Consider the following 22,165-nt stretch of genomic DNA (forward strand, 5'->3'; position numbering starts at 1 on the left):
GTTCCGCAGCTCTCGCTACCCATGGATATTATTTTAGCTCTTTGTATTGGCGTTACTCTCAGTGCTGCTGCTGGCTTTCGTATTTTCATTCCCCCGCTAATACTCAGTGGGATGGCGATCTTCGGCGATCTATCCCTCGGTGAAGATTTTGTCTGGTTGGGAACTTACCCAGCCTTTTTTGCTTTTGGAATAGCGACGATCGTTGAAATACTTGCTTACTACATTCCTGTTGTTGACAATTTATTAGATGGGATTGAGATTCCTTTGGCGATCGCTGTTGGTACTCTTTTAACTTCTGCCAGCCTGGGGCAGCTAACTGAACTGGAACCGTTACTCCAATGGACTTTAGCAATTCTTGCAGGTGGAAGTACTGCCGGTACCATTGAAACTTTTACGGCGGTAACGCGAGGCGCTTCAACTACGGCTACTGGCGGCATTGCTAATCCAGTGGTGTCAACGGTCGAGGCTCTTAGTGCTGGAGTTTTATCTTTACTGGCACTATTTGTGCCGTTCCTGGCAATAGCGATTGTTGTTGGGGTTCTGGGAGTTGCGCTACAGCGACTATTTCGTGTTTTTGTTCGAAAATCTAGATCTTAGTGATCTCAGAGCAATTGATTATGAGATTGCTGAGGAAAACAATCTTGCAATTTTTGACCAGACAATATTTCTGATAATGTGCCCAAGCTGTTAAATGACCTGACTGCCATTGGTCATCAAGGCCCAGTCTTTGAAAAGGTTGCAGTGAATCCTTACGGAGCCTGTTTTGGCAGGAGCAACTATTTATTGTAGGTTTGGCGGTCTCTTCATGTTTTCTTTTTATTTATGCTTGCGAAATTTGTATACTTGCCAGATTGTCAAGTCATAGCGCAAGAAAATTAACATTGCGTTACAATACAATCAAGGTGATAGCGTCAGTGCCCCATAAAAAATCGAGGATGACAATCTTCGCCGCGAAGACTAAAACTTACTCAATATTCACGGCGATCGCCTTTACTGATAGCTACTGGTTTACGTACTCATGTTTCCTAACCTCCTCAATGCCACCCAAGAATACTGGCGCAAGCTAGACGCCCTGGAAGCAAGGTATCAGCAGGGTGAAATTTCATTACAAGAAGTTAATGCAAAGGTGACCAGACTAATACGAGAATTAGGAAATGAGCGACGCCGCAGCCTACACAATTTCAAGAATATGCTGCAGGGGTGGTTTAGTCAGCAAAAGGAATTCGTTTACGGGTTAATCCTGTTGGCAGTTGTAACCTATGGTTGGGTCATTTCAACGACACAGTTCTCTTAGCTCGACTTTATCCATTGAAAGAAGTGAGGAAACGGTAACGGTAGCAAGATCAGAATAGAAGATTTGCAGAGGTTCTGAGGCAATGCTACCGGGGGCGAGGGAGCCAAATTCTGGTTATCAGTGCTCAATGAAATCTACCATCGCGGGGTAGAGAACATTTGGGTAGTACTAAGAGGGTATTTATAAAGTAAAGATAAAGAGAATAGGATTGTTGCCCGTGAAGTCGTTAAGGTCAAACATAAGCATAACGACACAGGAAACTAGCACCAATGTCTCAAGCTTCCTATCCCAGTGACTTAAGCGATGCAGAATGGGCTTTACTAGAACCCTTAATTCCTGCTCCAAAGTCCGGCGGTCATCCACGTACCACTGATATGCGACAGGTCTGCAATGGAATTTTCTATCTCCTCAAAACGGGTTGTCAATGGGCCTATCTGCCCAAGGACTTTCCTCCCTCTTCCACAGTCTACTACTACTATCGCAAATGGCAGAGGCAAGGAGTCTGGGAAGAAATCAACCATGCTCTGCGTACCCGCTGTCGCCAATCAGTGGGGAAAAGCGCAGAACCTAGCGTCTTGATTGCTGATAGCCAATCGGTTAAAACGACAGAAAAAAGGGCGAAGTCTATGGCTTCGATGGTGGTAAGCAGGTCAAAGGAAGACGGAGAAACCTGCTAGTCGACAGTTTAGGGCTACTCTACAAAGTCCTGGTCTCTGAAGGGAATGGCTCAGAGCGTAGCCTTACCCTGGCGGCAGTGATGGAACTCAGGGAACAGCAGCAGGAACTATTGAGACGATTTCGGTTGATGTGGGTCGATGCCGGATATCGGGGAGGGCGTTTTGCCTTAAGTCTGTGGTTAATGGTTCAAGCCAAGGTGGAAGTGATTAGCAGAAACAGTAAGGCATTTGTGGTGTTACCAAAACGTTGGATTGTTGAGCGTACATTCGGTTGGTTGAATTGGTATCGTCGCCTTAGTAAGGACTATGAGCAATTACCAGAGGTATCGGAGGCAGGGATTTACGCTTCCATGAGTCGTCTTATGCTACGTCGGCTAGTTTCCTAAAGATTTACTTTATAAACGGCCTCTAAAGGGGTAATGATGAATTTTAGTGATGGATAAAATTCCACAGCAGTTCAATGTGATTAAATACACACCTGGAAAAAACTAAGTGGCTATGTCCACATTTTTGATGGTGTATTGAGATAGACCGCAACAAACCCATCATTACCTTTTAGGTTTCACCTAATTGCGTAAGCAAAAAGCACTAGCACAACAAAAGCCAGATGTTACTTAAGAACAAGGAATAAAGCCAAACTCAATACGGTAAATGACATCCTCTAAAGTCACATCCACCGTATCAATACCCATAGAAGTAACTTCATCACCGGAACGGGGTCCCCAAGCACTAATGTTAGTGTTAATGCCAAAGTTTGTTGTAACCGGTCGAGTGCAAGCATTGACTGCTGAAAGGGCAATATCGACATTACGTTCAAAATCGCTTTGAAAGCCTGGGCCAAAGTTGCTGCGATCAACCCACCCGCCACTTGCACCGAAACTCGCAAAAGTATTCAGCGTACTACGTGCCCCCGATACATTAGGAATATTGGCATAGCCTAAATAGCGGAGATTCACCGGTTGTACTGTGTAACCGCTAGGAACATCGAGCTTCATACGAATGTTGCAAGAAGCCCGTTTAAATTCCCGTCGGGCCGCTTCGGTATACATTTCACTAAAAATAATTGAAACCGAATTCCCATTCACAATCCCAAAAGCACTGCCAGGAGGACAGCCACTACCATTTACAATGACTGGTACACGTTTAAAGGCAAACCCTTCTTCTGCCTTGACGGCTTGAACATTCGCAGTGACTATACCCGAAGCAGCCAATAGACCTAAAAAAGCGTGTTCTAACTTCATTTCAATTACCTCATTAATGATGCAGTTTCCAATTCGTTTTTCTAGATTTAAAGTTCTAGATTTCAAGAAAGTCAAAAGTTCGCCAAAAGATTTGACGCAGCTATTTATTAACTGGTGATGGTGTATTAATGCTTTCTTTTTTGAAGAGGTATTGCAGATTGTGTTAGGGTATTTGACTAGATTGGTTATCAATTGTTTCCAATTTTTAGATTTATTTTACGGGAACAAAATTCAAGATTTTTAGTCGATCCAGACGCTGTTTTCAGAATCGTTCAAAATTAATATTTTTTTGCATCTAAATTCCAACTAGGTACCTCTCTTTTTTTCAGAGATATTAATAAGCCAATTAAGAATCTCCTGATACCTGAGTTTTAATTAATTGGCCAATATTTCAGCAAGCTCCAGGAATAGCACTAATTCGGAAGGAATATATCCATTAAATCTGAGAGGATACCTGAACGACATCAAATGCTATTGAGTCGCTACCCTAAATCTCTTCATGTGGGGGACGAGACTGCATTGACTTAGCATTTAGGGGATTTTCCTAGCCTGGGGGAGCAAGGGGGGCTTTGCCAGCATTATTCCAAACCAACCCTAAGAAGAGTGAACAGCTCTCCACAAAATAAGTCGACGTCCAAATGCTTGAACCGTAGTGTAGAATATTAGAGAATGATTATCATTTTTTATTATGTCGATACCCCCACCTCGCCCAGAGTCTCCTTTAGCCGCTGTTGTAAATATTTCTACTAAAGCCACAACCCCTGCTAAAACCACTGATGCTACGACTCCTGCTGAAATAGCAACATATCGGCCCCGGCGACTACGACGGACTACTGCTTTACGCCGCATGGTGCGGGAAACGACCCTGACTGTGAATGATTTTATTTATCCCCTGTTTGTCATGGAGGGTGAAGGACAAAAAGCGGAAATCCCTTCGATGCCTGGCTGTTTTCGTTATTCTTTGGATTTGCTATTAGCTGAAGTGGCGACAGCTTATGACCTCGGCATTGGGGCGATCGCCCTTTTTCCGCTGATCCCTGATTACCAAAAAGACAATGCGGGTACCGAAAGCTATAATCCTGCCGGGTTAATTCCCAGGGCTATACGGGCGGTTAAAGAAGCCCTGCCCAATATGGTCGTTATCACAGATGTAGCCCTCGATCCTTATAGCAGTGAAGGTCACGACGGTATTGTCGAAGACGGAGAAATCCTCAATGACGAAACAGTCGCTGTCCTGGTCAAACAAGCCCTCATGCACGCAGAAGCAGGCGCTGATTTTGTGGCACCATCAGACATGATGGATGGTCGCGTAGGAGCGATTCGCCGCGCCCTCGATGCCGCAGGCTGGATTAATGTAGGGATTCTCGCCTATTCCGCTAAATATGCATCCGCTTACTATGGGCCATTTCGAGATGCCTTGGATTCGGCCCCTCAGTTTGGTGACAAAAAAACCTACCAAATGGACCCGGCCAATGGTCAAGAAGCCCTCAAAGAAGTGGAATTAGACATTCTCGAAGGGGCTGACATCGTGATGGTTAAACCGGCCTTAGCCTATTTGGATATTATCTATCGCATCAAACAACGGACAAATTTACCCGTCGCCGCCTACAACGTCAGTGGGGAATATGCCATGGTCAAAGCAGCGGCCAAACGGGGTTGGCTGGATGAACAAACCGTCATGCTAGAAACCTTGACCAGCATGAAACGGGCCGGGGCTGACTTGATTTTGACCTATTTCGCTAAGGAAGCGGCTATAGCTTTACAGCAAATGTAATTCGCTGATCTTCCCTACATCTAAAACCAGTCAGTCATCCTTCGGCGCGTTGCCGCATAAAACTTGCAGGGCGATCGCCCTCCGACAACCAACAAACCACTAATTGATAAAACTTAATCCCATGGACTTACCCATTTCCTTGACCGATATTCGCCAACAAACCATTAATACTGAAATCAAACCACCAGTTTCAGAAGCCGAAATGCAGGCAGCCGTGCGCACTTTATTACTCGGCTTAGGCGAAGATCCAGATCGTGAAGGATTACGCGATACGCCGAAACGATTGGTCAAAGCCCTTAAATTTTTGACATCTGGCTACCATCAATCCCTTGATGAACTCCTCAATGGGGCCGTGTTCCATGAAAATACCAATGAAATGGTCTTAGTGCGAGATATTGATCTGTTTAGCTCTTGCGAACACCATATTTTGCCGATTTTAGGCCGCGCCCATGTGGCCTACATTCCAAATGGTAAGGTGATCGGCCTCTCGAAAATTGCCCGTATTTGTGAAATGTATGCCCGGCGTTTGCAAGTACAAGAACGCTTAACCCAACAAATTGCCGATGCCCTTCATGGATTATTACAACCCCAGGGAGTCGCTGTTGTGGTTGAGGCAACCCACATGTGCATGGTGATGCGTGGGGTCGAGAAACCAGGCTCTTGGACAGTAACCAGTTCAATGCAGGGCATATTTGCCGACAATGACGCCACTCGCCAAGAATTCATGGAGTTAATTCGCCATCGTCCTTCGTTCCACTAGCAAATATTGATTCCCCTGAGAATCTAAAAAAATCCCCCTAAACCACCAAAAAAAGGTAATTTAGGGGGAAATTCTGCTATTAGAGGGCAAAAAATCAACCAAATCCCGCTCTACCATAACGCACTGTCCGAAAGGTCACTTGGTCTGTATTGGGATTGTAGAGGGTGTAGGTGGCTTGCTTGGGGACTCGGCCCACACTGCCAACACCAACAATCAAACGGGCGGCAGTACCAACAGAGTCGCCAATAGTATAGTTCTGACTGATCGCAGTCTGGTCAAGGGTAGTGACTGTAGCCGCCAATTTTCCGGTGCTCACCTGATATTGGAAGGTTTGGCCCGATCGCCCGCAAAAAAGACGATTACTCCCCGTGCGGGACAGACGATCTAATAAAACCAAAGGAGAAATGTCCGGTGTGAGGGCTTCAAACACCGTCAGGCTACTGCCATGGAGCAAAAGACAGTCTAATTCTGCAAAGCCGAAGTGGAGTTGTCTAAACCATTGCACCGTTTCTAAGGGAACATGATCCCAGAGTCGTTTGAGAATGGCACCACCTTTTTCTGCGAGAAAAGGATTTTCTTCGGGTTCTGCTGCTAAACCCCGCACGATTAGACATTGTTCTTCCCAAGCACCCTTACAGACCTGGGGCATCAGTTCGCCTTGTTTCGGGTGGCGGATGCGCTCTACAACGGCATTACCTGCCGGGGTTCCGTCAATTAGATCGCCTAGAATATATAGCTCTGTGACCTTGGGGGTTTGTCGCCGAATATCTTGGAGTACCGCTTCATAGGCCGCTAAATTCCCTTCGATACCGCTTAAAATTGCCCACTGCATCATCGTTATACTCCCCGTTCGCAAAGGTGGCTTGGATCGTCGGCTCGTTCGGCAAATTCCATCCCCTGAGCTAAGCGCCAGGCAAAAATTGGCGGTAATCCTTTTTCGATAATCGCCGCACAGGTTTTGTGATAGTCATATTCCACTTCCCGTAATGCCACCTGATCGCGATCGCCATCGTAAATGACATAGGTGGCATTGGGACGACCATGGCGCGGCTCACCGACAGACCCAGCATTGATAATCCGTTTGACGGGGGCGGTAAATTCCTGCTCCGGGGCGATCGCCTTCCCGGAATTGGTGCGGACAGAAAATTTCAGAGAATGCTGATCAAGGGTGCGCACATAGGGCACATGGGTATGGCCACAAAACAGAATATCTGCCCCCGTACTCAAAACCCGCTCTAGGGCGAGGAAACCATCTAGTTCTGGCAGTAAATATTCATGCTGACTTTGGGGACTGCCGTGGGTAAAAGCCAGTTGATCCTGCTTGAGTACTTTTGGTAACTGGGCTAGATAGGTGCGGGTTTCGGGGTGAATTTCTTGGTCTGTCCATTGGTGGGCAACTTTACCCCGTTTTTCTGCGAGCAATGATGGATAACTGCATTCGCAGGCATTTAAGCCATCGACAATATCTTCATCCCAGCAGCCTTGGACAGTGGGAATATCCAGCGATCGCACGAGGGTCACCACTTCATTGGGGTAGGGGCCATAGCCGACCAAATCCCCTAAACAATAAATCTGGTCTACATTTTGGCTGTCAATGTCCTTAAGCACCGTCGTTAAGGCTTCATAATTCCCATGAATACAGGAAATAACGGCAATTTTCATAATTTTGAGAAGGTTTTATTAATTTTGTTAGACGTTTTAGCAGGCTAAATGAATTAGGCGTTTAATTTTAGGTATAGGCATACTGTTGTTTTGAGTCAGGTTGCTGCCGTTGTCGCCGTATTTGCCCTTGGTAATAAGCCAGTAATTCATCGTTAAGACAGCAATCTGGGATGGTAGCGGCCATTTGTCGCCCATCGAGTTGAGTACCGACTACTTCTAGGCCACTAAAGCGTTCGGGTCTACCTTCCAGCCAAAGTTCACAGGGAAGCTCACGGTAGAAGCTGTCCGCCATCCCTGCCACATAGTCGAGATAAAAAGCTCTGCCATCAATGATTTCGACAATGCCCTTGGCACGCTGGATCTGGCCATAGGCCCCGGCGGTGAGTTCATCCCAAAAAATATTGAGGCTCGCCGGATCAAAGACCTGACCCCTCAGGGGCGATCGCCACACCTGAATTTCATTCGTCGGCAGCGGTAGGGGTACTTCAATCAATTGATCGGCCCAATCATGCCAAGGGGAACTGGCGATCTGCTCGGAGACAAAGGCCAATCGCTGACAGGGAAAACCAGCCTCTTCCAATGCTTTTAGCAATTCTTCCCCAGACGCTAAGGCCACATAAAAACCAAGCTCTAAGATGGCGATCGCCCCCTGTTCTACAGCGCGGATCAGTTCAATTTCCTGCCCTTCTTCTAAAAACTGCCAATGGGGAAATTCAAGGGCGAGACAATGGCGATCGATGGCACAGTCCACCGTCCGCGGTGCGAAATAGGTAACAGGCACCGTTTTCCCCTGGAATTGCTGCCGGAGCCACTGGGTTTTTCCGGAGCCCGCCAGACCGGCGATCGCCACGATAGCTGTTGTTGTCCAATCGATCATTATGTTTTCTTCCTGCTAGCGGACAAGCCAGCGCTTGGTTCAGTGATTTGTTATTATCGATATTTTGATAATAATTATCATTTTTATTTAAAGTCGTGAAAATGTCTATCCCCCCAAGAATTTCCGTCAAGGCGATGCAGCAGTGTGACATTGCAATTATTGGCGCAGGTGTCCAGGCCCTGACCTTGGTGCTTCATCTTTTAAAAAAACGTCCCCAGTGGCGTAAGCGAATTGTTGTTTTTGATCCCCATGGTTGTTGGTTGGCCCGCTGGTCTCACCAGTTTGCGGCCCAGGAGATTCCCCATTTGCGATCGCCGGCGGTACATCATCCCCACCCAGATCCCTTTGCCCTGCGTAGATTTGCTGAGGGACGTCCCAATGAACTTTTTCCGCCCTATGATTTACCCAGTACCCGACTTTTTGAAGATTTTTGCCGAGAGGCGATCGCCGAATTTCAGTTAGAGCAACGACTAATTGCCGCAGCGGTTACAGAGTTAATCCCTCCCCAGAGAGGTCAACGCAAATTTTGTTTAACCCTCGATAATGGCCAACAGTGGCAAGCCAAGCGGGTCGTTCTAGCGACGAACCAAACCCAACGACAGCTACCAGATTGGCTGGAACAGATCGAAGCTAGCTATCCATTTGATCGTCTTTGCCACAGTGATCGCGTTGATTTACGGAAATTACATCTTCAGGGTGAAAAAATTGTCATTGTTGGTGGTGGTCTCTCCACAGGTCATCTCGCATTGGGGGCGATCGCCCGCCAAGCCCAGGTTACGATCGTTGCCCGTCGCCCTTTCCAGGAGAAACTTTTTGATGCCGATGCAGGTTGGTTAGGGCCGAAATATCTCAAGGGATTTGCCGCTGAAACCGATTGGCAAAAACGCCACCAAATGATTCTGGAAGCCCGTAATGGCGGTTCCCTCACGCCAGCGGTGATGACCCAGCTCCGCCGCGCCGAACGCCAGGACAAAGTTACCCTCAAGCCCAATTGCCAAATCCAAGCCGCCCATTGGCAAGGGAATCACTGGCAGTTGCACTGTGACAATGGGGAAATTCTCCAGGGCGATCGCCTCTGGTTAGCAACGGGGAGTCGCTTTGATGTCATGGCCGAACCCCTACTCACCAAGGTGATGGATCGCTATCGCCAACCAATCTTGAACGGTCTCCCTATTTTGGATGAATATTTACGCTGGCAAGGCTGTGATCTGTTCCTCATGGGAGGATTAGCCGCCCTGCAACTTGGCCCCACTGCCCGCAATATCTCCGGGGCGCGTCTGGCTTGCGATCGCCTTGTCCCTGCCCTAACCAAGTCAAGTCTACAACGCATTTACCAAGCGAATACCTGCTCTGGAGTTAGCGCCTAGCAATGTAGGTGTGAATGAAGAGTTTTTAGGAGTTTGCTCTAAGTTTAGAGACATAAAAGGCGATCGCGGTGGGATCATTACTTCAAAAGCACAAATTGCCCACCTAGCCTGCTGGAGTTTTTGTGTACTTTTGTTAAATTATGGCTGATCTATGACTTCGGCTAAATACTTCCAGAATACTTTGCTTCTCATCGCGCTAGCCCATCAATATTAAGCTGGCCTGTGCTGATCTTGGGCGATCGCCTTTTCTTTTCCTGGAGAAGATCCTGTAGAATTAGAGAAATTTAAAAAAGATGAGGGTCGGCGAAAATCTGCTTCCACCAACCCAACAAAGAACTTTTAGCGGGGTTCTTGATGGGTACATTCTAGCAGCTTTTTTGCTGATTCTCCAACCCCCCATCTGGAGAATAAAAAAATGACCGCCTTTGCCATGATTACCGCCGATAGTGACTGCCTCCTCAACCAAGTAAGTCGCTGCGCCGCCACCCTCTACAACTGGCTTCTACGCAAACGTCCCGCCGGTACAACCTTTGAAGTAGACCTCGATACTTTCCGCCACTGGACTGGCAAATTCCGCAAGAAACCCTATTGCTTCAAGTGGATCCGCCAGGCCGTGACCGAACTCGTAAACATTGGTCTCGTCAATATTCAGCGCCAGTACAACAGCAAAATCTACAAACTCGCCGCTTATCGTCCCGGGAATAAAACTTCCCAAATCGAGAACAAAACTTCCCAGTTTGGGAATAAAACTTCCCAAAAACGCGCCTCAAACCCTGATGCTGCCGTACCTTCTTATATAGATACTAAAGATTCAACAGATCAGGATTGTTCTGCTGTTCAATTAAAATTTTCTTTTTTGGATCCTCAGGCTACTGATGTACTGGAACAGAAAACTCAGTCTAGCCAAGGGGAAAATGTTAAAAACCATGAAGCTGGAAATGCAGTTACTGGTGAAACCCACAAGTTAGACCAAGAAAAAGAAAAAGCGGCGGGTCAAAGTGTAGAATCAACAAGAAATATCGATGGAGATGATGGTGGGCTGATATCTGGGGAACAAGTAATTAATCCACAGGAAGTGGCTGAAACCATGACTGGGGACAAGACTGGGGCTGTTGGGTTTGCCAGGGAATTGAAGCAAAAAGAGAAAGAAAAAGATAAGCGAACTCCAGTTCAGGAAGCTGGGAACAGTACAACTCAGGCTATTGAGGAAAAACAACTGCAGACGGAAGAAGCGGATAAAGCGGATGTGGTGGTGAATTCCCAAGCCAAGGCTCATTTGGAGCGGCTTGATGATCTAGGGATTGTGTTGAATCCTTCTCTGGTGCGGTTAGTGAAGACGACGGCGGCAGAAATCATTGAAGGGGCGATCGCCGCCTATCAGCGGTATCGGCGTGACCACTATGTGAAAAATCCAGCGGGCTTTTTTGTTTATGCAGTCAAGAATGCAGTGGCAAATAATCACACAAGTGAAAGGGCGAATTTCTTCTACTGGTTTGAGGCGATGAAGAAGTTGGGGCGTTTGGGCTACTACGAAGAGGTGGATGGGGATTATCTGGTGCGGGATGGTATTCATCTGGTGTCCTGGCAGGTGCTAGTGGACCGGGGCTGGACTTGTGAGTATTTGCAGAAACGATTACAGCGCTAAAGGCTCTAACATCAAGTGATTTGGCTTCGTAACTTACCTTGAAGACAGATATCGATTTTCAGTTGAAAATTGATCTATGGAAAAAATCACAATGCATTCTCGATCAAAAACAATTAATCAAAAACGATGACCAAAGTCGCGATCGCCGCTGATTCTAAACTTGCCGCCAATATCAGCGCAGAGATTATCGCCCAGGGAGGTAACGCCATCGATGCCGCCCTCGCCGCCACATTAACTTCCATGTGTTGCGAACTGGGGGTCATGGCACCGGGCGGCAGTGGTTTCATCACGATTTGGCCCCAGGATCGAGAACCCGTTGTCATTGATGCCTATGCAGCGATGCCTGGTAAAGATTTCCCTGGCGATCGCCCCTACCCAGAGTTACAAAAGACCTTGCTGAACTATGGTGGTGGCATTTATACCGGAATTGGTTATGGTGCGGTGGCAGTGCCAGGGATGTTCGCCGGGATCGCCAAAGCCTCAGCAGAATACGGCCAATTGTCTTGGGCAGAATTAATCACGCCCGTGGCCAAAGTGGTAGAGCAAGGCAGTCTCCTTTCCCGTGTCTCAGGAATGTATTTAGAACAGGCCCATGCAGCGATTTTTGGGTGGCATCCCGAAAGTTATCAGCTTGTTCATCCAAACGGCAAAGATTATCTCAAGGCTGATGAGATCGTCCGCTTACCGGGCCTCGCTAAAACTCTAAAGCTGATGGCTGATGAAGGCCCTGACTGTTTGTATCAAGGGACTTTAGCCCAGGAATTAGTCGCTGCAATGGAGCGATCGCACGGTGCCATTACCCAAGCTGACTTGGCAAGCTACGAAGCGATTATCAGAGAACCAATTCGGCTGAACTACGGTGACTGGGAAATTGTTACCAACCCGGCCCCCGCAGTGGGTGGTGCCTGTTTAGCCGCTTTACTCCTTCTTCAGCAGACCCGTCAAAGTCTCGACCATAAAACCATTGCTGCGATCCAAGAGGCCGTCCTTAACTATCGTTTTGAACATCTCAATGTTGATCAAGATCGATGGCAAGCAGTCACGGATCTGCTACATTTTGCTCGGACAAATCAGCTCGATCATTACCGCAGTTCACCTTCTACGATCCATGTGTCCACGGTCGATGATCAAGGTTGTGCCTGTTCGCTGACGGCATCGGCGGGTTATGGTTCTGGGGCGGTGATTCCCGGTCGTAATTTTTGGTTAAATAATTCCCTGGGTGAGTTGGAGCTGCATCGAGAGCAGAGTGAACCCATTGCGCCAGGCACGAGATTGATTTCAAATATGGCCCCCACCATTGCGCGTCACCGGAATGGATCTGTACTGTCGATTGGTTCCCCTGGTGCGTCGCGGATCACCACGGCGATCGCCCAGTCACTGACCAACTTTATAGTGCATGGCGATTCTCTCAGTGAGGCCATCCGACGACCGCGCCTCCATGTGGAAGCATTTGACGACCAATTGATGCTTGCCTACGAAGAAAATTTAAGGGCTGAGAATTTATTGAATCTGTCGATGCCACTCCGGGAGTTTCCGCCGCTATCAATGTATTTTGGTGGCGTACAGGCCGCATTGTGGTCTAAAGAAGCGCAGCAATTGCAGGCGATCGCCGATCCCCGACGGGAGGGCAGTGTCGCTTTTGCCTAAAATCCAAAATTTTAGGTGTGGTTACTGGAAAAGGCTACTTTTCTCTAATGAGAGGAGGTTTGGGATAAATTTTGCAGCTTAAATTGGGGATATCTTTCGGCTGTTGGCACCTTGCAACCACCCCGGAGGTGGATGTTTTGTGTTGGGTCTTCGACAATCTCTGCGGTATAAATTATTTGGCGATCGCCTTCTTGTTGAGCCGTGATCTGACACCGAAAAAACGTCTCGTCTTTATTCGCGTCTAATATTTGAAAATCAACCCCGTAGTCTAACCATTGCCAACCATGACGGTACCATAATTCTCGCTCTAAGATTTGTACCGGCGCAGGTAAAACGCCCCAGCCTCGATAAACTTTTTTGAGAAAATCTAAATCGCCTTGACGGGTCAGTAAAGATTGCAAGGAAGCCTCATCTAACCTGCCATAATAACGTCCTCCAGGAAACTCGATGGCCGTGGGCGCAAAGCGATGTCCACCGAAATGAGTTGCTTGCCAAATGCGCACTCGATCTTCAAGGTTTAATTCTTGAACCAATCGTACTGCTTGCCGATAAAAGGGCTTGCCATATTTTCCACAACACTTGTCATAAGTGCCGTGGGTACAAATAAGAATATCCCGTTGTTGTTGGCTTGAATCTGTTGTAGCAAAAAAACTATCTGAATCAGTGAAACAAGTTTCTAGGATTGGAATAGCTTCTGCTAACTTCGAAATTGTAAATTCTTGGCGTTTGTAACCTCGAATAAATCCTTGCTCTTGTTTTAATAAAATAGCTCGACTTCGATCTTTTGACGACGATTCACCCCAAATAAATATGGGCCGGATTTGGATTTTTCTCGGTGCCAAAAAAGTTTGGTAAAACTTTAGGAGCGGTATAAATTGGGGATCACTCTCTAAAATGTTTTCGCGCCAAGGCTGGGCATATTCTAACAAAAGATAATAGGTTGTATTGACACCCCAGCCGATAGGATCTTCTCCTAGTTTGCGGGATGACTCGGCACAAAAAAATGAATTCATATCTCGATTAGTTAATCCCCCAAAAATCCTGTAAGGCTTTGAGATGTAGGAGCGAAGCCTTGTAGCCGTAAATCATACTTCGTATTAATTAGTGCTAGTGGATGTTGTTTCTTTTTGGGCGGCGATCGCCAATCTTGCTCCTTCAATTTGCCGCAGTTCATCCATTACTTCAATTACGGATCCATGGCTAACTGCTTCATCGGCATTGATAATCACCAAGGTTTCTGGGTTCTCAACCATTAGATTTCGGACACCAGCTTGGAGTGTAGCGATTTCAACGGGTGCTTCGTTGAGAAAAATATCTCCCGCCGCATCTACGGTCACCGTAATTTCAGTGCTCGGTTGCTGTTGTGCTGTATTTGCCCCAGGTAGATTAACCGGTAGGCCCTCAGATTTCGTCAAATAGAGGGTCGAAATAATAAAATAGGCCAAAATTGAAAAGATAATATCAATCATCGGCACAATATTAATGCCTGCGGATTTTTGTTCTTCCTGGGGAATACGCATAGTGGTGAATTTTTAAAATAAAAGAATTAAGCTTAAATGGATGGCTTATACATAAAAAAATAGCTGCGCATCGTTTGATTAGCAGGCATTAGCGGTTCATAATTGCTTCTTCACTCTTTTCATAGAAGCGGCGATATAGTAATTCTAACTGGCCACCATACTCTTGGATAAATGCTAGGTTACGTTGATATAACCCATTAAAGAGATTGGCAAAGAGCAGGGTGAAGATTGCCACAACCAGACCCATCACAGTCGAAACCAATGCTTCACTAATTCCACCAGTCACCCCAGCGGCATTGGTATTACCCACATCACCAATGTTGAGCGCCGAAAAGGATTGCATCAAACCGAGGATCGTTCCCAACAATCCCAGTAGGGGCGCAACAGCAATAATTGTGTCAAACACAGTATTAAACCGTTTTAGGGTCGGGATTTCGGCTTGGGTTGCACTTTCGAGGGCGAGACGAAACTCTTCACTGTTGGGATTTTCTAAATCAAGGGCTTCTAAAAAAATCCGGGCAATGGGTAGATCCGCGTTACGCTTCAAAAATTTCATCGCATTGAACGGATCTTGCCGATATAGACCGAGGGCGTCCCGGACAACTTGACGCTGCCGACGATTAATCCGCCACCAAAAAACGGCTCGCTCAATAATGCAGGCTACACCGGCCAAAGAGAAGAGGAGCAAGGGATAAGCAACGATGCCACCGGCGGCAAAGAAATTTGTGATGTTCATAGTGCTATGGGTTCAAATGTGTGAGGGCGTTTAAGAAGCATTATCTGGCACTGCTGCCCAAATGACTAGAGCCTAACTCAAACTATTTTCAATAAATTATCCTTGTATATCAGAAGACTTAGCAAAAACAAAGCCTTTAATCTGAAATGGTAATTCCTGAAAATACTTTTAGTTCTTAGTTTCAGTGGCTTTTAGCCGATAAATGTGGCTTTGTGAAAATTTTAAATACAAGATATTCTCGATAAAGAACTTGACAGTGGTTGAGATAATCTCTTAATCTTCCTGATCTAACGCAATTTTTTAGCAATAAGTAAGTGTGAGGGAAGTTTCTTGAAAGAGTTGACCTATAGTCTGGGGGTTGCCAGTGGGATGCTGGTTGTTCTGGCTCCGGCGGTAGTGGCCCAAACAGTAATTAGTAATATTCGGATTAACCCGACCTCCTTGAGTGTAGAAGTTTTTCTGGATAGTGATCAGGCGATCGCCCCTGAAGTGAATCAACGGCTGGAAGGCGATCGTCTCATCCTCGAAGTCGAAAATGCCCAGTTAACAGATGGTGCAATTTTGCCTGATTTTGCGCCCCAAGCTGGTCTAGAGGCCATTGAAATTACGCAAATATCTGAAAATACCGTTGAAATTATTCTTGTGGGTGAAACAGCAGCGCCCTTTGTTGATGTACTGTCTCAACCCTCTGGTTTGCTTGTACAGGTAACACCGGATGATTTTGTTGATAATTTGGAATTAATCGTTACGGCAACTCGGACGGAAGCAGAGGAAGCGGCGGTACCCCGGTCTGTGACAGTGATTTCCCAGGCAGAAATTCCCCGTCAAGCGGATCTCAACCGCGATCTTTCCAGCATTTTGGCGAAGCTGGTGCCTGGTCTCTCACCTTCGACAGAAACCACCAGTATTTTTGGGCAAAGCCTCCGGGGTCGTAATATTTCGGTCTTGGTTGATGGGATACCCCAGAGCACAAATCGTAATGCCCAACGGGATTTGCGCACCATTGATCCGGGCGTGATTGAGCGGATTGAAATTGTCCGTGGCCCTAGCGCAATCTATGGAGACGGTGCCACTGGTGGGATCATCAATATCATCACTAAGCAGGGAGCTGCCACCGGAGTAGAATCCCGCAGCACTATCGGCTTTGAATTTTCCACGACCAATCCGGAAGACAGTTTTGGTTACTCTCTCCAGCATTCTGTGTCTGGTACAGAGGACAAGTTTGATTATGTTGCGGATTTTGCGATTTCCAAGACAGGTGGTTTCTTTGATGCCGATGGCGATCGCATTCCGCCCGATCCGCTGGGTCAAGGGGGTTTAGCTGACCTCAGAAGCATCAATTTGTTTGGAAAATTGGGCTACAACATCGACGACAACCAACGGCTCCAATTCAGCTTTAATTACTTCTCCGATGACCAAGATTCTGACTTTGCCCTCAATCCATCTCCTAGTGGCGATAAAGCAGAAGCCAGACCTGGCCTTGTCTTGCCTGACCAACCCGGCACCGAAAATACATTGGTTAGTTTGGCCTACAGCAATGATGATCTCTTTGGCAGTCAGTTAAACAGTCAGCTTTACTATCGAGATTACTCCACCCGTTTCTATCCTTTCGATGATGATTTTGGCACCTTCGGGGGTGAAGTTTTGCAATCGGAAGTGGAGTCCGAAAAAATTGGTGGTCGTTTAGATATCAATACGCCCCTCGCGGCAGGCGATCGCCTCAGTTTACTTTGGGGTGTGGACTATTTTTACGAAGAATCTGCTCAACCTGCTGATCTCTTTGATGAACCTACCTTTGAAGCGAGTAATGGCCTAGTTTTTGAGCGAATTGGCACTGGTTTCCTTTCCCCACCCACAGAACAGAAAAATCTCGGTCTATTTGCCCAGTTAAATTGGAATGTGACCGATCAGTTAGTTCTCAATGGTGGCATTCGCCAAGAATTTATTGATGTCAGTGTGGATGATTTCACCACTCTAGCGGGCAATGATGTCACAGGGGGCGAACTGAACTACGATGCGACCCTCTTTAATGTGGGCGCTGTGTATGCTCTCAATGACAATGTAAATATTTTTGGGAACTTTGCCCAAGGCTTTTCCATTGCGGATGTGGCCCGTTCCCTACGGACTTCTCCGGGGGGCAGTGTGGAAAATCTACGGCCTGAAGCCCAACGAGTTGATAACTATGAGTTAGGGATTCGCGGCAACTGGGGTAATGTGCAAGCTTCCATTGCTGGCTTTTATAGCTACTCAGATCTCGGTACTACCTTTGATAGTGCGTTTACAACGATTCGTGATCCCCAGCGCATCTACGGTGTTGAGGCCGATCTACGTACTCAACTCAGTGAACAACTCGCCCTAGGGGGAACCTTTACTTACACCGATGGCGAGCGGGATGCCAATAACGATGGCGATTTTGAAAGTGGCTTACCTAGTTTCCAAATTCCCCCTGTTAAACTAACCGGTTTTGTGGAATATGAACCCGTTGAAGGTTGGGAAAATCGTCTGCAATTACTGTATTCAGCGGGCCGTGATCCCAAGGGTGATGGCTTTGGTTTAGGGGAAGTAGAAAGTTACTTAACTGCTGATTTTATCAGTAGCTATGATACTGGTGTTGGCAAGATTCAGCTCGGCGTTGAAAATCTTTTTAATGCTGAATATTTCCCCATCATTGCCCAGGTTTATGGGGGCAGAAATCAATTTGCTGGCAGAGGTCGCACCATCAGTTTAAGCTACAGTTTAGATTGGTAAAATCCAGGGCGATCGCCTGCGTATTTCAGAAGTTAATTACGTCTTAGTTTGGGATGGAGAGGAGGATTTTGTTTTGCCTTTTCATCCTATTTTTTTAAAATTAAAAAACCTTTAAAATTTATGCAATATCAAAAAAATAAACCTACAATTCGACGCCAGATCCTCGGCTTAATTTGCCTAGCAAGTATGAGTTTGAGTGGTTGTTTTGCCACGACCCAAAATCCATCTCCCACAACGACCCCAGAGCCTGTTTCCCAAGTTTCTGATGAAGCAACCCGCACCATTGAACATGCCATGGGAACGACGGAAATTAGCGGCACTCCCGAACGAATCGTCGTGCTCACCAACGAAGGCACAGATATGTTAGTTGCCCTAGGGGTAACACCCGTCGGTGCTGTTAAATCCTGGCAAGGCGATCCCTATTACGAGTATCTCAGCGCCGAATTAGAAGATGTACCCATGATTGGTGACGAATTTCAGCCAAATTTAGAAAATATTGTCGCTTTAAAGCCAGATTTGATTATCGGCTCTAAAGTCCGGCAGGAGCAACTCTATGGCAAATTGCAGGCGATCGCCCCGACCGTTTTTTCCGAAACCCTGGGTGCCACCTGGAAAGATAATTTTAAACTCTACGCCAAAGCCCTCAACCGGGAAGCCGAAGCCCAAACTTTACTTGAGCAATGGGATCAGCGGGTCACCAACCTCAAAGAACAATTAGGTGATCAGCCGCCAACTGTTTCCCTCGTTCGGTTTATGCCAGGGACAGCGAGGATCTATTATGAACAATCCTTTCCGGGGCAAATTGTCGCTGAAGTGGGCTTACGACGGCCTGAAGTACAACAAAAAAATGACTTTGCCGCCGAAATTAGCCTAGAAAGTATCCAGGATCTCGAAGCCGACCATCTGTTTTATTTCACATTTAATGAGACCGAAAACCGAGGTGAAGATACCCAAAATCAATGGCAAGATCATCCCCTTTGGCAAAATCTCGCTGTGGTTGAAAACGGTAATATTTATCAAGTTAATGATGGGGAATGGACAAGTTCTAGTGGTATTTTAGCGGCTCATCAAGTTCTTAATGATCTCGCGAAACACATTTTAGATGAAACACAAAATTAGTAATTATTTGAAGTGTGGCAACTAAAAAAGAGAGTATTTTTCAATACTCCCTGAAAAAAGAAATAATTTGCTATGCCAAATCATCCTGGGCAATCATTTGGATCAAGCGTGGCATCGTCGGATCAAACCCTCCTAAATCCCATGACAAAGGATCTTTTGGATCAACCAAACTCAATTTGTAGGGGGCCAGGGTCACATAAATGGCCTTGACATTAGGGTTTAATTTGCGGCGATATTCCGCCAGTTTTTGGCAGGGTTGCGTGCCCGCCCAGGATTCGCAATCTGTCCAGAAGCAAATTACATCGGCATGAAAGCGATGTTTAAGCGCCCATTTGTAGACAGAGGAAGCATCGGTGCCGCCGAAATTTTGATCACTCGTTTTTTGTAAGGCCGTGCGGAAACTATCGCTGGCGGTAATGCCTAGATCTTTAAACGCGGTAGAAAAGCCACGAATGGCATAATTTTTCTCGGCTTTTGCGGTGACCAGGGCCATGGTTGCGGCTATCTCGGCACAGGTTAAATGGACAGAACCCACAGAGTAATAGGACATCGACCCCGACACATCCACCGCATGGAGAAACGTTTTCCCGGTGGCAGGCACTGTTTCAAAGGACATCTCCAGGGCTTTTTCGAGGATGTCGATAATGCGGGGTACAGGTTCCCAGGTTTTTTTGCTGCGCCCCAATCGACCCCCAGATTGATAGGTTTTTAGGGCTTTGAGGATGTCAATGGGATGGATGCGACCTTTGCGCAAGCGTTGTTTATCGTTTAAAACCATCGCCACGTGCTTGAGGTTTTTCTGGCGGTTGACCCGCAATACCCCAATTTCGGTTAGGGAACCCAGGTTCCGTAACAGGGCACCAATGGGCATCTCCAGCATCAACAGTTTCCAGGTCTGCTCATCCATTTGACCAATGGGGGCGACCATTTCGTGGGTAAGGTGGCCTTGGGCGATCGCCTTTTTCGTTTGGTCGGGGTTGCGTTTTAGCCATTCGTACCACCAAATTTGTTCAAGGGCAGTTGCAGGGGGCTGTTTCGGTAACTGCTCCCAACCGTTAATGACCCAGTTATACAAGGTTTGATGCTCGACACTTGGGGGTTTAACGTGGAATAAACGCAACGCATCCCGGTGGCTAAACCCGTACCGTTGTTGATACTTCAGCAGTTGGTAGGCCAAAGCTTGCACATCGTCCTGACTGAGCCAACCTTTACCACACTCACGCACCACTTTTCCGAACCCGCGCAGGGCCTTGGTATAGCTTAACCATTCATAGAAATGGCTCCCGGTGCGCACCACCTGGGGAAAGATTTTCATAAATGCCTGTTTCGCTGCTGGGGTTTCCCCCATGGATAACAGCGTTAATGCATATAAAGGGGCGCTATTGTTGAGCGATCGCCCATCGCTCGCATAGAAAATTTCCTGGGCGACCCGGCCTGGATCCGCCACCACGCACTGCTGCACAACCTGGGTAAACTCACCCGTCAACTCATGTTTATCAGCATAAAAAGTATTTTGGGCGGTACCGATTAACAAACAGCGCCGTAACATGACCCAAATCCCCGGATCGAAGTGATAACCACCGGCTCGCCCCTGCACCATTTCTGTCGCTCGACCCGGAATTGGTTGCGATTGGGGCGTTTGGCCACGGGCTGTAAAAAATTGATATGACATGACAACTCCGTCCCTCGCGGGATAACAACTTTAGATCAAAACCCCATGCGGGGAAGGGAGACGAGCCGGAATCGAACCCGCATCTCGGCGGACAAAAGGGAGATTCGTCCATAGCGATAACCTTTAGTCCTGCGGCCCCTAAGGGCAAATATTGCGCTCTACCATTGAGCTACCGTCTCCAGGTTTGACATTTTTCTAAATGGGGGGACAGGGAAAGACTCGAACTTTCGACCCGATAATCTTGATACGGCGACCCGTTGGGGTAAAAAAATTGCAGCAAGAATCTGCTCTACCAACTGAGCTACCTGCCCAAGTCATTTAGGAAAAGATCGTGGCGAACGGAGGAGGAATCGAACCTCCATCTCCCGCTTAACAGGCGATAACCCTGAATTCAGCGACCCTTACGGATAAATAAATGAATCAGGGAAGATTGGTGTTTTGCCATTAAACTATCCGTTCATTGCGTTGCTTTTAATGTATGGGCTGTTGCTCCCCCGATTCCAATGGGAGTTAAATCACCTGAAATGGTTACGATATCGGGCTTTGGGATTAGGGGGGCCGATAAAAGTTATGGTCTCCCCCCAACTTTCTAAAAATAGAGCATCAAAGATTTATTGATAGATAGCATTGGCGATGTCGTCGTTAAAGGCCGTGGTGGGCACATCCAAAATAATCTGACCCGCACGCATCCCTAAAATGCGATCGCCGTAGCGTTTGGCGAGATGAACCTGATGGAGGCTACAAATCACAGTGAGGCGTTTTTCATTACAGAGGGAGCGCAGTAGTTGTAGCACTAATGCCGCAGTTTCTGGATCAAGGCTCGCAATGGGTTCATCGGCCAGGAGCAGTTGGGCTTTTTGGGTCAGGGCGCGGGCGATCGCCACCCGTTGTTTTTGTCCCCCAGATAGTTGGTCAGCCCGTTGAAAAGCAACATCGAGGAGCTGCACCCGTTCTAGGGCGGCTAAAGCTTCACAGAGCATCGCTTCAGGAAAACGTCCCAGTAAACATCGCCAGAGAGGTAACTCTGGTAACCGTCCGCCCAGGCAATTTTCGAGGGCCGTGCGGCGTCGCACTAAATTAAATTGTTGGGCAATCATCGCCATTTTTTGCCTGGCTTGGCGTAACTGTCGAGGTGATGCGGTGGTTAGATCAAGACCTTGAAAATAAACTTGGCCAGCATCGAGGGACACCAATTGGGGCAAGCAGCGCAGCAAGCTTGTTTTGCCCGCACCACTGGAGCCAAGGAGAACAGTAAAGCTATGGGGCTCGATGGTAAAGCTAATGTCCTGGAGGCTGAATTGACCGTGGGAATAGGCTTTTGTGAGTTGGTGAACCTGCAGCATAGAATTTTTTTGAAAATGAATTTTTTAACCCAACGTTAGTTGTGAGGTAAATGTAAAAGTGAATTTTTCAGTGCGGCGATCGC

19 protein-coding genes and 3 tRNA genes are annotated in these 22,165 nt (G+C 47.1%); 10 read left to right on the forward strand and 12 right to left on the reverse strand.

Annotated elements, in window-relative coordinates:
- Nucleotides 1–21: 21 nt before the first annotated feature.
- From AWQ22_RS15350 to AWQ22_RS16600, 3 genes are all read left to right on the forward strand, one after another.
- Nucleotides 22–597 (forward strand): DUF4126 domain-containing protein, encoded by a 576-nt coding sequence (locus AWQ22_RS15350; RefSeq protein WP_012305601.1) that lies wholly within the window; start codon nucleotides 22–24, stop codon nucleotides 595–597.
- A 421-nt stretch (nucleotides 598–1,018) separates the two neighbouring features.
- Nucleotides 1,019–1,294, forward strand: coding sequence for a hypothetical protein (locus AWQ22_RS15355; RefSeq protein WP_065711874.1), 276 nt, complete (start codon nucleotides 1,019–1,021; stop codon nucleotides 1,292–1,294).
- Between the two features lie 269 nt (nucleotides 1,295–1,563).
- Nucleotides 1,564–2,357 (forward strand): IS5 family transposase gene (locus AWQ22_RS16600; protein WP_157094579.1). Its coding sequence is split into 2 segments (ribosomal slippage): nucleotides 1,564–1,897 and nucleotides 1,897–2,357, totalling 795 coding nucleotides; the frame shifts between segments, so codons are not numbered across the junction.
- Nucleotides 2,358–2,585: 228 nt separating this feature from the next.
- On the opposite strand, the gene AWQ22_RS15370 is transcribed toward AWQ22_RS16600, so the two are convergent.
- Complete coding sequence (locus tag AWQ22_RS15370) at nucleotides 2,586–3,212, reverse strand: DUF4360 domain-containing protein (protein WP_012305603.1); 627 nt, start codon at nucleotides 3,210–3,212, stop codon at nucleotides 2,586–2,588.
- Between the two features lie 688 nt (nucleotides 3,213–3,900).
- On the opposite strand from AWQ22_RS15370, the gene hemB reads away from it, so the two are divergent.
- Both hemB and folE read left to right on the forward strand, forming a co-directional pair.
- On the forward strand, nucleotides 3,901–4,986 hold the full coding sequence (gene hemB / locus AWQ22_RS15375) for a porphobilinogen synthase (RefSeq protein ID WP_084449065.1): 1,086 nt from the start codon (nucleotides 3,901–3,903) through the stop codon (nucleotides 4,984–4,986).
- A gap of 121 nt (nucleotides 4,987–5,107) precedes the next feature.
- Nucleotides 5,108–5,746, forward strand: coding sequence for a GTP cyclohydrolase I FolE (folE, locus tag AWQ22_RS15380; RefSeq protein WP_012305605.1), 639 nt, complete (start codon nucleotides 5,108–5,110; stop codon nucleotides 5,744–5,746).
- Nucleotides 5,747–5,840: 94 nt separating this feature from the next.
- On the opposite strand, the gene AWQ22_RS15385 is transcribed toward folE, so the two are convergent.
- The 3 genes from AWQ22_RS15385 to AWQ22_RS17000 form a co-directional block, all read right to left on the reverse strand.
- The gene (locus AWQ22_RS15385) at nucleotides 5,841–6,581 is read right to left on the reverse strand and encodes a metallophosphoesterase (protein ID WP_065711876.1); all 741 of its coding nucleotides are present in this window, start codon (nucleotides 6,579–6,581) and stop codon (nucleotides 5,841–5,843) included.
- 2 nt (nucleotides 6,582–6,583) lie between these two features.
- Nucleotides 6,584–7,408: a metallophosphoesterase gene (locus tag AWQ22_RS15390; protein WP_065711877.1), complete on the reverse strand. Its 825-nt coding sequence runs from the start codon at nucleotides 7,406–7,408 to the stop codon at nucleotides 6,584–6,586.
- Between the two features lie 67 nt (nucleotides 7,409–7,475).
- The gene (locus AWQ22_RS17000) at nucleotides 7,476–8,285 is read right to left on the reverse strand and encodes a hypothetical protein (protein WP_065711878.1); all 810 of its coding nucleotides are present in this window, start codon (nucleotides 8,283–8,285) and stop codon (nucleotides 7,476–7,478) included.
- A gap of 101 nt (nucleotides 8,286–8,386) precedes the next feature.
- On the opposite strand from AWQ22_RS17000, the gene AWQ22_RS15400 reads away from it, so the two are divergent.
- The 3 genes from AWQ22_RS15400 (at nucleotide 8,387) to AWQ22_RS15410 (ending at nucleotide 12,944) form a co-directional block, all read left to right on the forward strand.
- Complete coding sequence (locus tag AWQ22_RS15400) at nucleotides 8,387–9,652, forward strand: FAD/NAD(P)-binding protein (protein WP_232321581.1); 1,266 nt, start codon at nucleotides 8,387–8,389, stop codon at nucleotides 9,650–9,652.
- A 415-nt stretch (nucleotides 9,653–10,067) separates the two neighbouring features.
- The gene (locus AWQ22_RS15405; protein ID WP_065711879.1) at nucleotides 10,068–11,297 is read left to right on the forward strand and encodes a hypothetical protein; all 1,230 of its coding nucleotides are present in this window, start codon (nucleotides 10,068–10,070) and stop codon (nucleotides 11,295–11,297) included.
- 126 nt (nucleotides 11,298–11,423) lie between these two features.
- Nucleotides 11,424–12,944: a gamma-glutamyltransferase gene (locus AWQ22_RS15410; protein WP_065711880.1), complete on the forward strand. Its 1,521-nt coding sequence runs from the start codon at nucleotides 11,424–11,426 to the stop codon at nucleotides 12,942–12,944.
- Nucleotides 12,945–12,988: 44 nt separating this feature from the next.
- Here the strand turns inward: AWQ22_RS15410 and AWQ22_RS15415 are convergent, their stop codons facing one another.
- From AWQ22_RS15415 to AWQ22_RS15425, 3 genes are all read right to left on the reverse strand, one after another.
- Nucleotides 12,989–13,957: a sucrase ferredoxin gene (locus tag AWQ22_RS15415; RefSeq protein WP_065711881.1), complete on the reverse strand. Its 969-nt coding sequence runs from the start codon at nucleotides 13,955–13,957 to the stop codon at nucleotides 12,989–12,991.
- 84 nt (nucleotides 13,958–14,041) lie between these two features.
- Nucleotides 14,042–14,464, reverse strand: coding sequence for a biopolymer transporter ExbD (locus tag AWQ22_RS15420; RefSeq protein WP_012305613.1), 423 nt, complete (start codon nucleotides 14,462–14,464; stop codon nucleotides 14,042–14,044).
- 88 nt (nucleotides 14,465–14,552) lie between these two features.
- On the reverse strand, nucleotides 14,553–15,200 hold the full coding sequence (locus tag AWQ22_RS15425) for a MotA/TolQ/ExbB proton channel family protein (protein ID WP_065711882.1): 648 nt from the start codon (nucleotides 15,198–15,200) through the stop codon (nucleotides 14,553–14,555).
- A gap of 330 nt (nucleotides 15,201–15,530) precedes the next feature.
- On the opposite strand from AWQ22_RS15425, the gene AWQ22_RS15430 reads away from it, so the two are divergent.
- Nucleotides 15,531–17,948: a TonB-dependent siderophore receptor gene (locus AWQ22_RS15430; protein WP_065711883.1), complete on the forward strand. Its 2,418-nt coding sequence runs from the start codon at nucleotides 15,531–15,533 to the stop codon at nucleotides 17,946–17,948.
- Between the two features lie 120 nt (nucleotides 17,949–18,068).
- Complete coding sequence (locus tag AWQ22_RS15435) at nucleotides 18,069–19,067, forward strand: ABC transporter substrate-binding protein (RefSeq protein WP_065711884.1); 999 nt, start codon at nucleotides 18,069–18,071, stop codon at nucleotides 19,065–19,067.
- Between the two features lie 70 nt (nucleotides 19,068–19,137).
- Here the strand turns inward: AWQ22_RS15435 and AWQ22_RS15440 are convergent, their stop codons facing one another.
- The 5 genes from AWQ22_RS15440 to phnC all read right to left on the reverse strand — a co-directional run bounded on the left by AWQ22_RS15440 (nucleotide 19,138) and on the right by phnC (nucleotide 22,082).
- Entirely contained in the window at nucleotides 19,138–20,739 is a 1,602-nt protein-coding gene (locus tag AWQ22_RS15440) for a TROVE domain-containing protein (protein ID WP_065711885.1), read from the reverse strand.
- Between the two features lie 56 nt (nucleotides 20,740–20,795).
- Nucleotides 20,796–20,918 (reverse strand) — tRNA-OTHER (locus AWQ22_RS16855).
- A gap of 25 nt (nucleotides 20,919–20,943) precedes the next feature.
- Nucleotides 20,944–21,050 (reverse strand) — tRNA-OTHER (locus AWQ22_RS16860).
- Nucleotides 21,051–21,071: 21 nt separating this feature from the next.
- A tRNA-OTHER gene (locus tag AWQ22_RS16865) sits at nucleotides 21,072–21,198 on the reverse strand.
- 152 nt (nucleotides 21,199–21,350) lie between these two features.
- Nucleotides 21,351–22,082, reverse strand: coding sequence for a phosphonate ABC transporter ATP-binding protein (gene phnC / locus AWQ22_RS15445; protein WP_065711886.1), 732 nt, complete (start codon nucleotides 22,080–22,082; stop codon nucleotides 21,351–21,353).
- Nucleotides 22,083–22,165 lie beyond the last annotated feature (83 nt).

This window comes from Picosynechococcus sp. PCC 7117 (genome assembly GCF_001693275.1).
Lineage (GTDB): Bacteria > Cyanobacteriota > Cyanobacteriia > Cyanobacteriales > MRBY01 > MRBY01.

What these genes read in the sequence shown, in the direction of transcription:
- AWQ22_RS15385 (WP_065711876.1), bottom strand. Translation starts at nt 6,581, where the DNA reads ATGATGCAGTGGGCAATTTTAAGCGGTATCGAAGGGAATTTAGCGGCC.
- AWQ22_RS15435 (WP_065711884.1), top strand. Translation starts at nt 18,069, where the DNA reads ATGCAATATCAAAAAAATAAACCTACAATTCGACGCCAGATCCTCGGC.
- AWQ22_RS15410 (WP_065711880.1), top strand. Translation starts at nt 11,424, where the DNA reads ATGACCAAAGTCGCGATCGCCGCTGATTCTAAACTTGCCGCCAATATC.
- AWQ22_RS15400 (WP_232321581.1), top strand. Translation starts at nt 8,387, where the DNA reads ATGTCTATCCCCCCAAGAATTTCCGTCAAGGCGATGCAGCAGTGTGAC.
- AWQ22_RS15415 (WP_065711881.1), bottom strand. Translation starts at nt 13,957, where the DNA reads ATGAATTCATTTTTTTGTGCCGAGTCATCCCGCAAACTAGGAGAAGAT.
- AWQ22_RS15390 (WP_065711877.1), bottom strand. Translation starts at nt 7,408, where the DNA reads ATGAAAATTGCCGTTATTTCCTGTATTCATGGGAATTATGAAGCCTTA.
- AWQ22_RS15355 (WP_065711874.1), top strand. Translation starts at nt 1,019, where the DNA reads ATGTTTCCTAACCTCCTCAATGCCACCCAAGAATACTGGCGCAAGCTA.
- AWQ22_RS15405 (WP_065711879.1), top strand. Translation starts at nt 10,068, where the DNA reads ATGACCGCCTTTGCCATGATTACCGCCGATAGTGACTGCCTCCTCAAC.
- phnC (WP_065711886.1), bottom strand. Translation starts at nt 22,082, where the DNA reads ATGCTGCAGGTTCACCAACTCACAAAAGCCTATTCCCACGGTCAATTC.
- AWQ22_RS15440 (WP_065711885.1), bottom strand. Translation starts at nt 20,739, where the DNA reads ATGTCATATCAATTTTTTACAGCCCGTGGCCAAACGCCCCAATCGCAA.
- AWQ22_RS15425 (WP_065711882.1), bottom strand. Translation starts at nt 15,200, where the DNA reads ATGAACATCACAAATTTCTTTGCCGCCGGTGGCATCGTTGCTTATCCC.
- hemB (WP_084449065.1), top strand. Translation starts at nt 3,901, where the DNA reads ATGTCGATACCCCCACCTCGCCCAGAGTCTCCTTTAGCCGCTGTTGTA.
- AWQ22_RS15420 (WP_012305613.1), bottom strand. Translation starts at nt 14,464, where the DNA reads ATGCGTATTCCCCAGGAAGAACAAAAATCCGCAGGCATTAATATTGTG.
- folE (WP_012305605.1), top strand. Translation starts at nt 5,108, where the DNA reads ATGGACTTACCCATTTCCTTGACCGATATTCGCCAACAAACCATTAAT.
- AWQ22_RS15370 (WP_012305603.1), bottom strand. Translation starts at nt 3,212, where the DNA reads ATGAAGTTAGAACACGCTTTTTTAGGTCTATTGGCTGCTTCGGGTATA.
- AWQ22_RS17000 (WP_065711878.1), bottom strand. Translation starts at nt 8,285, where the DNA reads ATGATCGATTGGACAACAACAGCTATCGTGGCGATCGCCGGTCTGGCG.
- AWQ22_RS15350 (WP_012305601.1), top strand. Translation starts at nt 22, where the DNA reads ATGGATATTATTTTAGCTCTTTGTATTGGCGTTACTCTCAGTGCTGCT.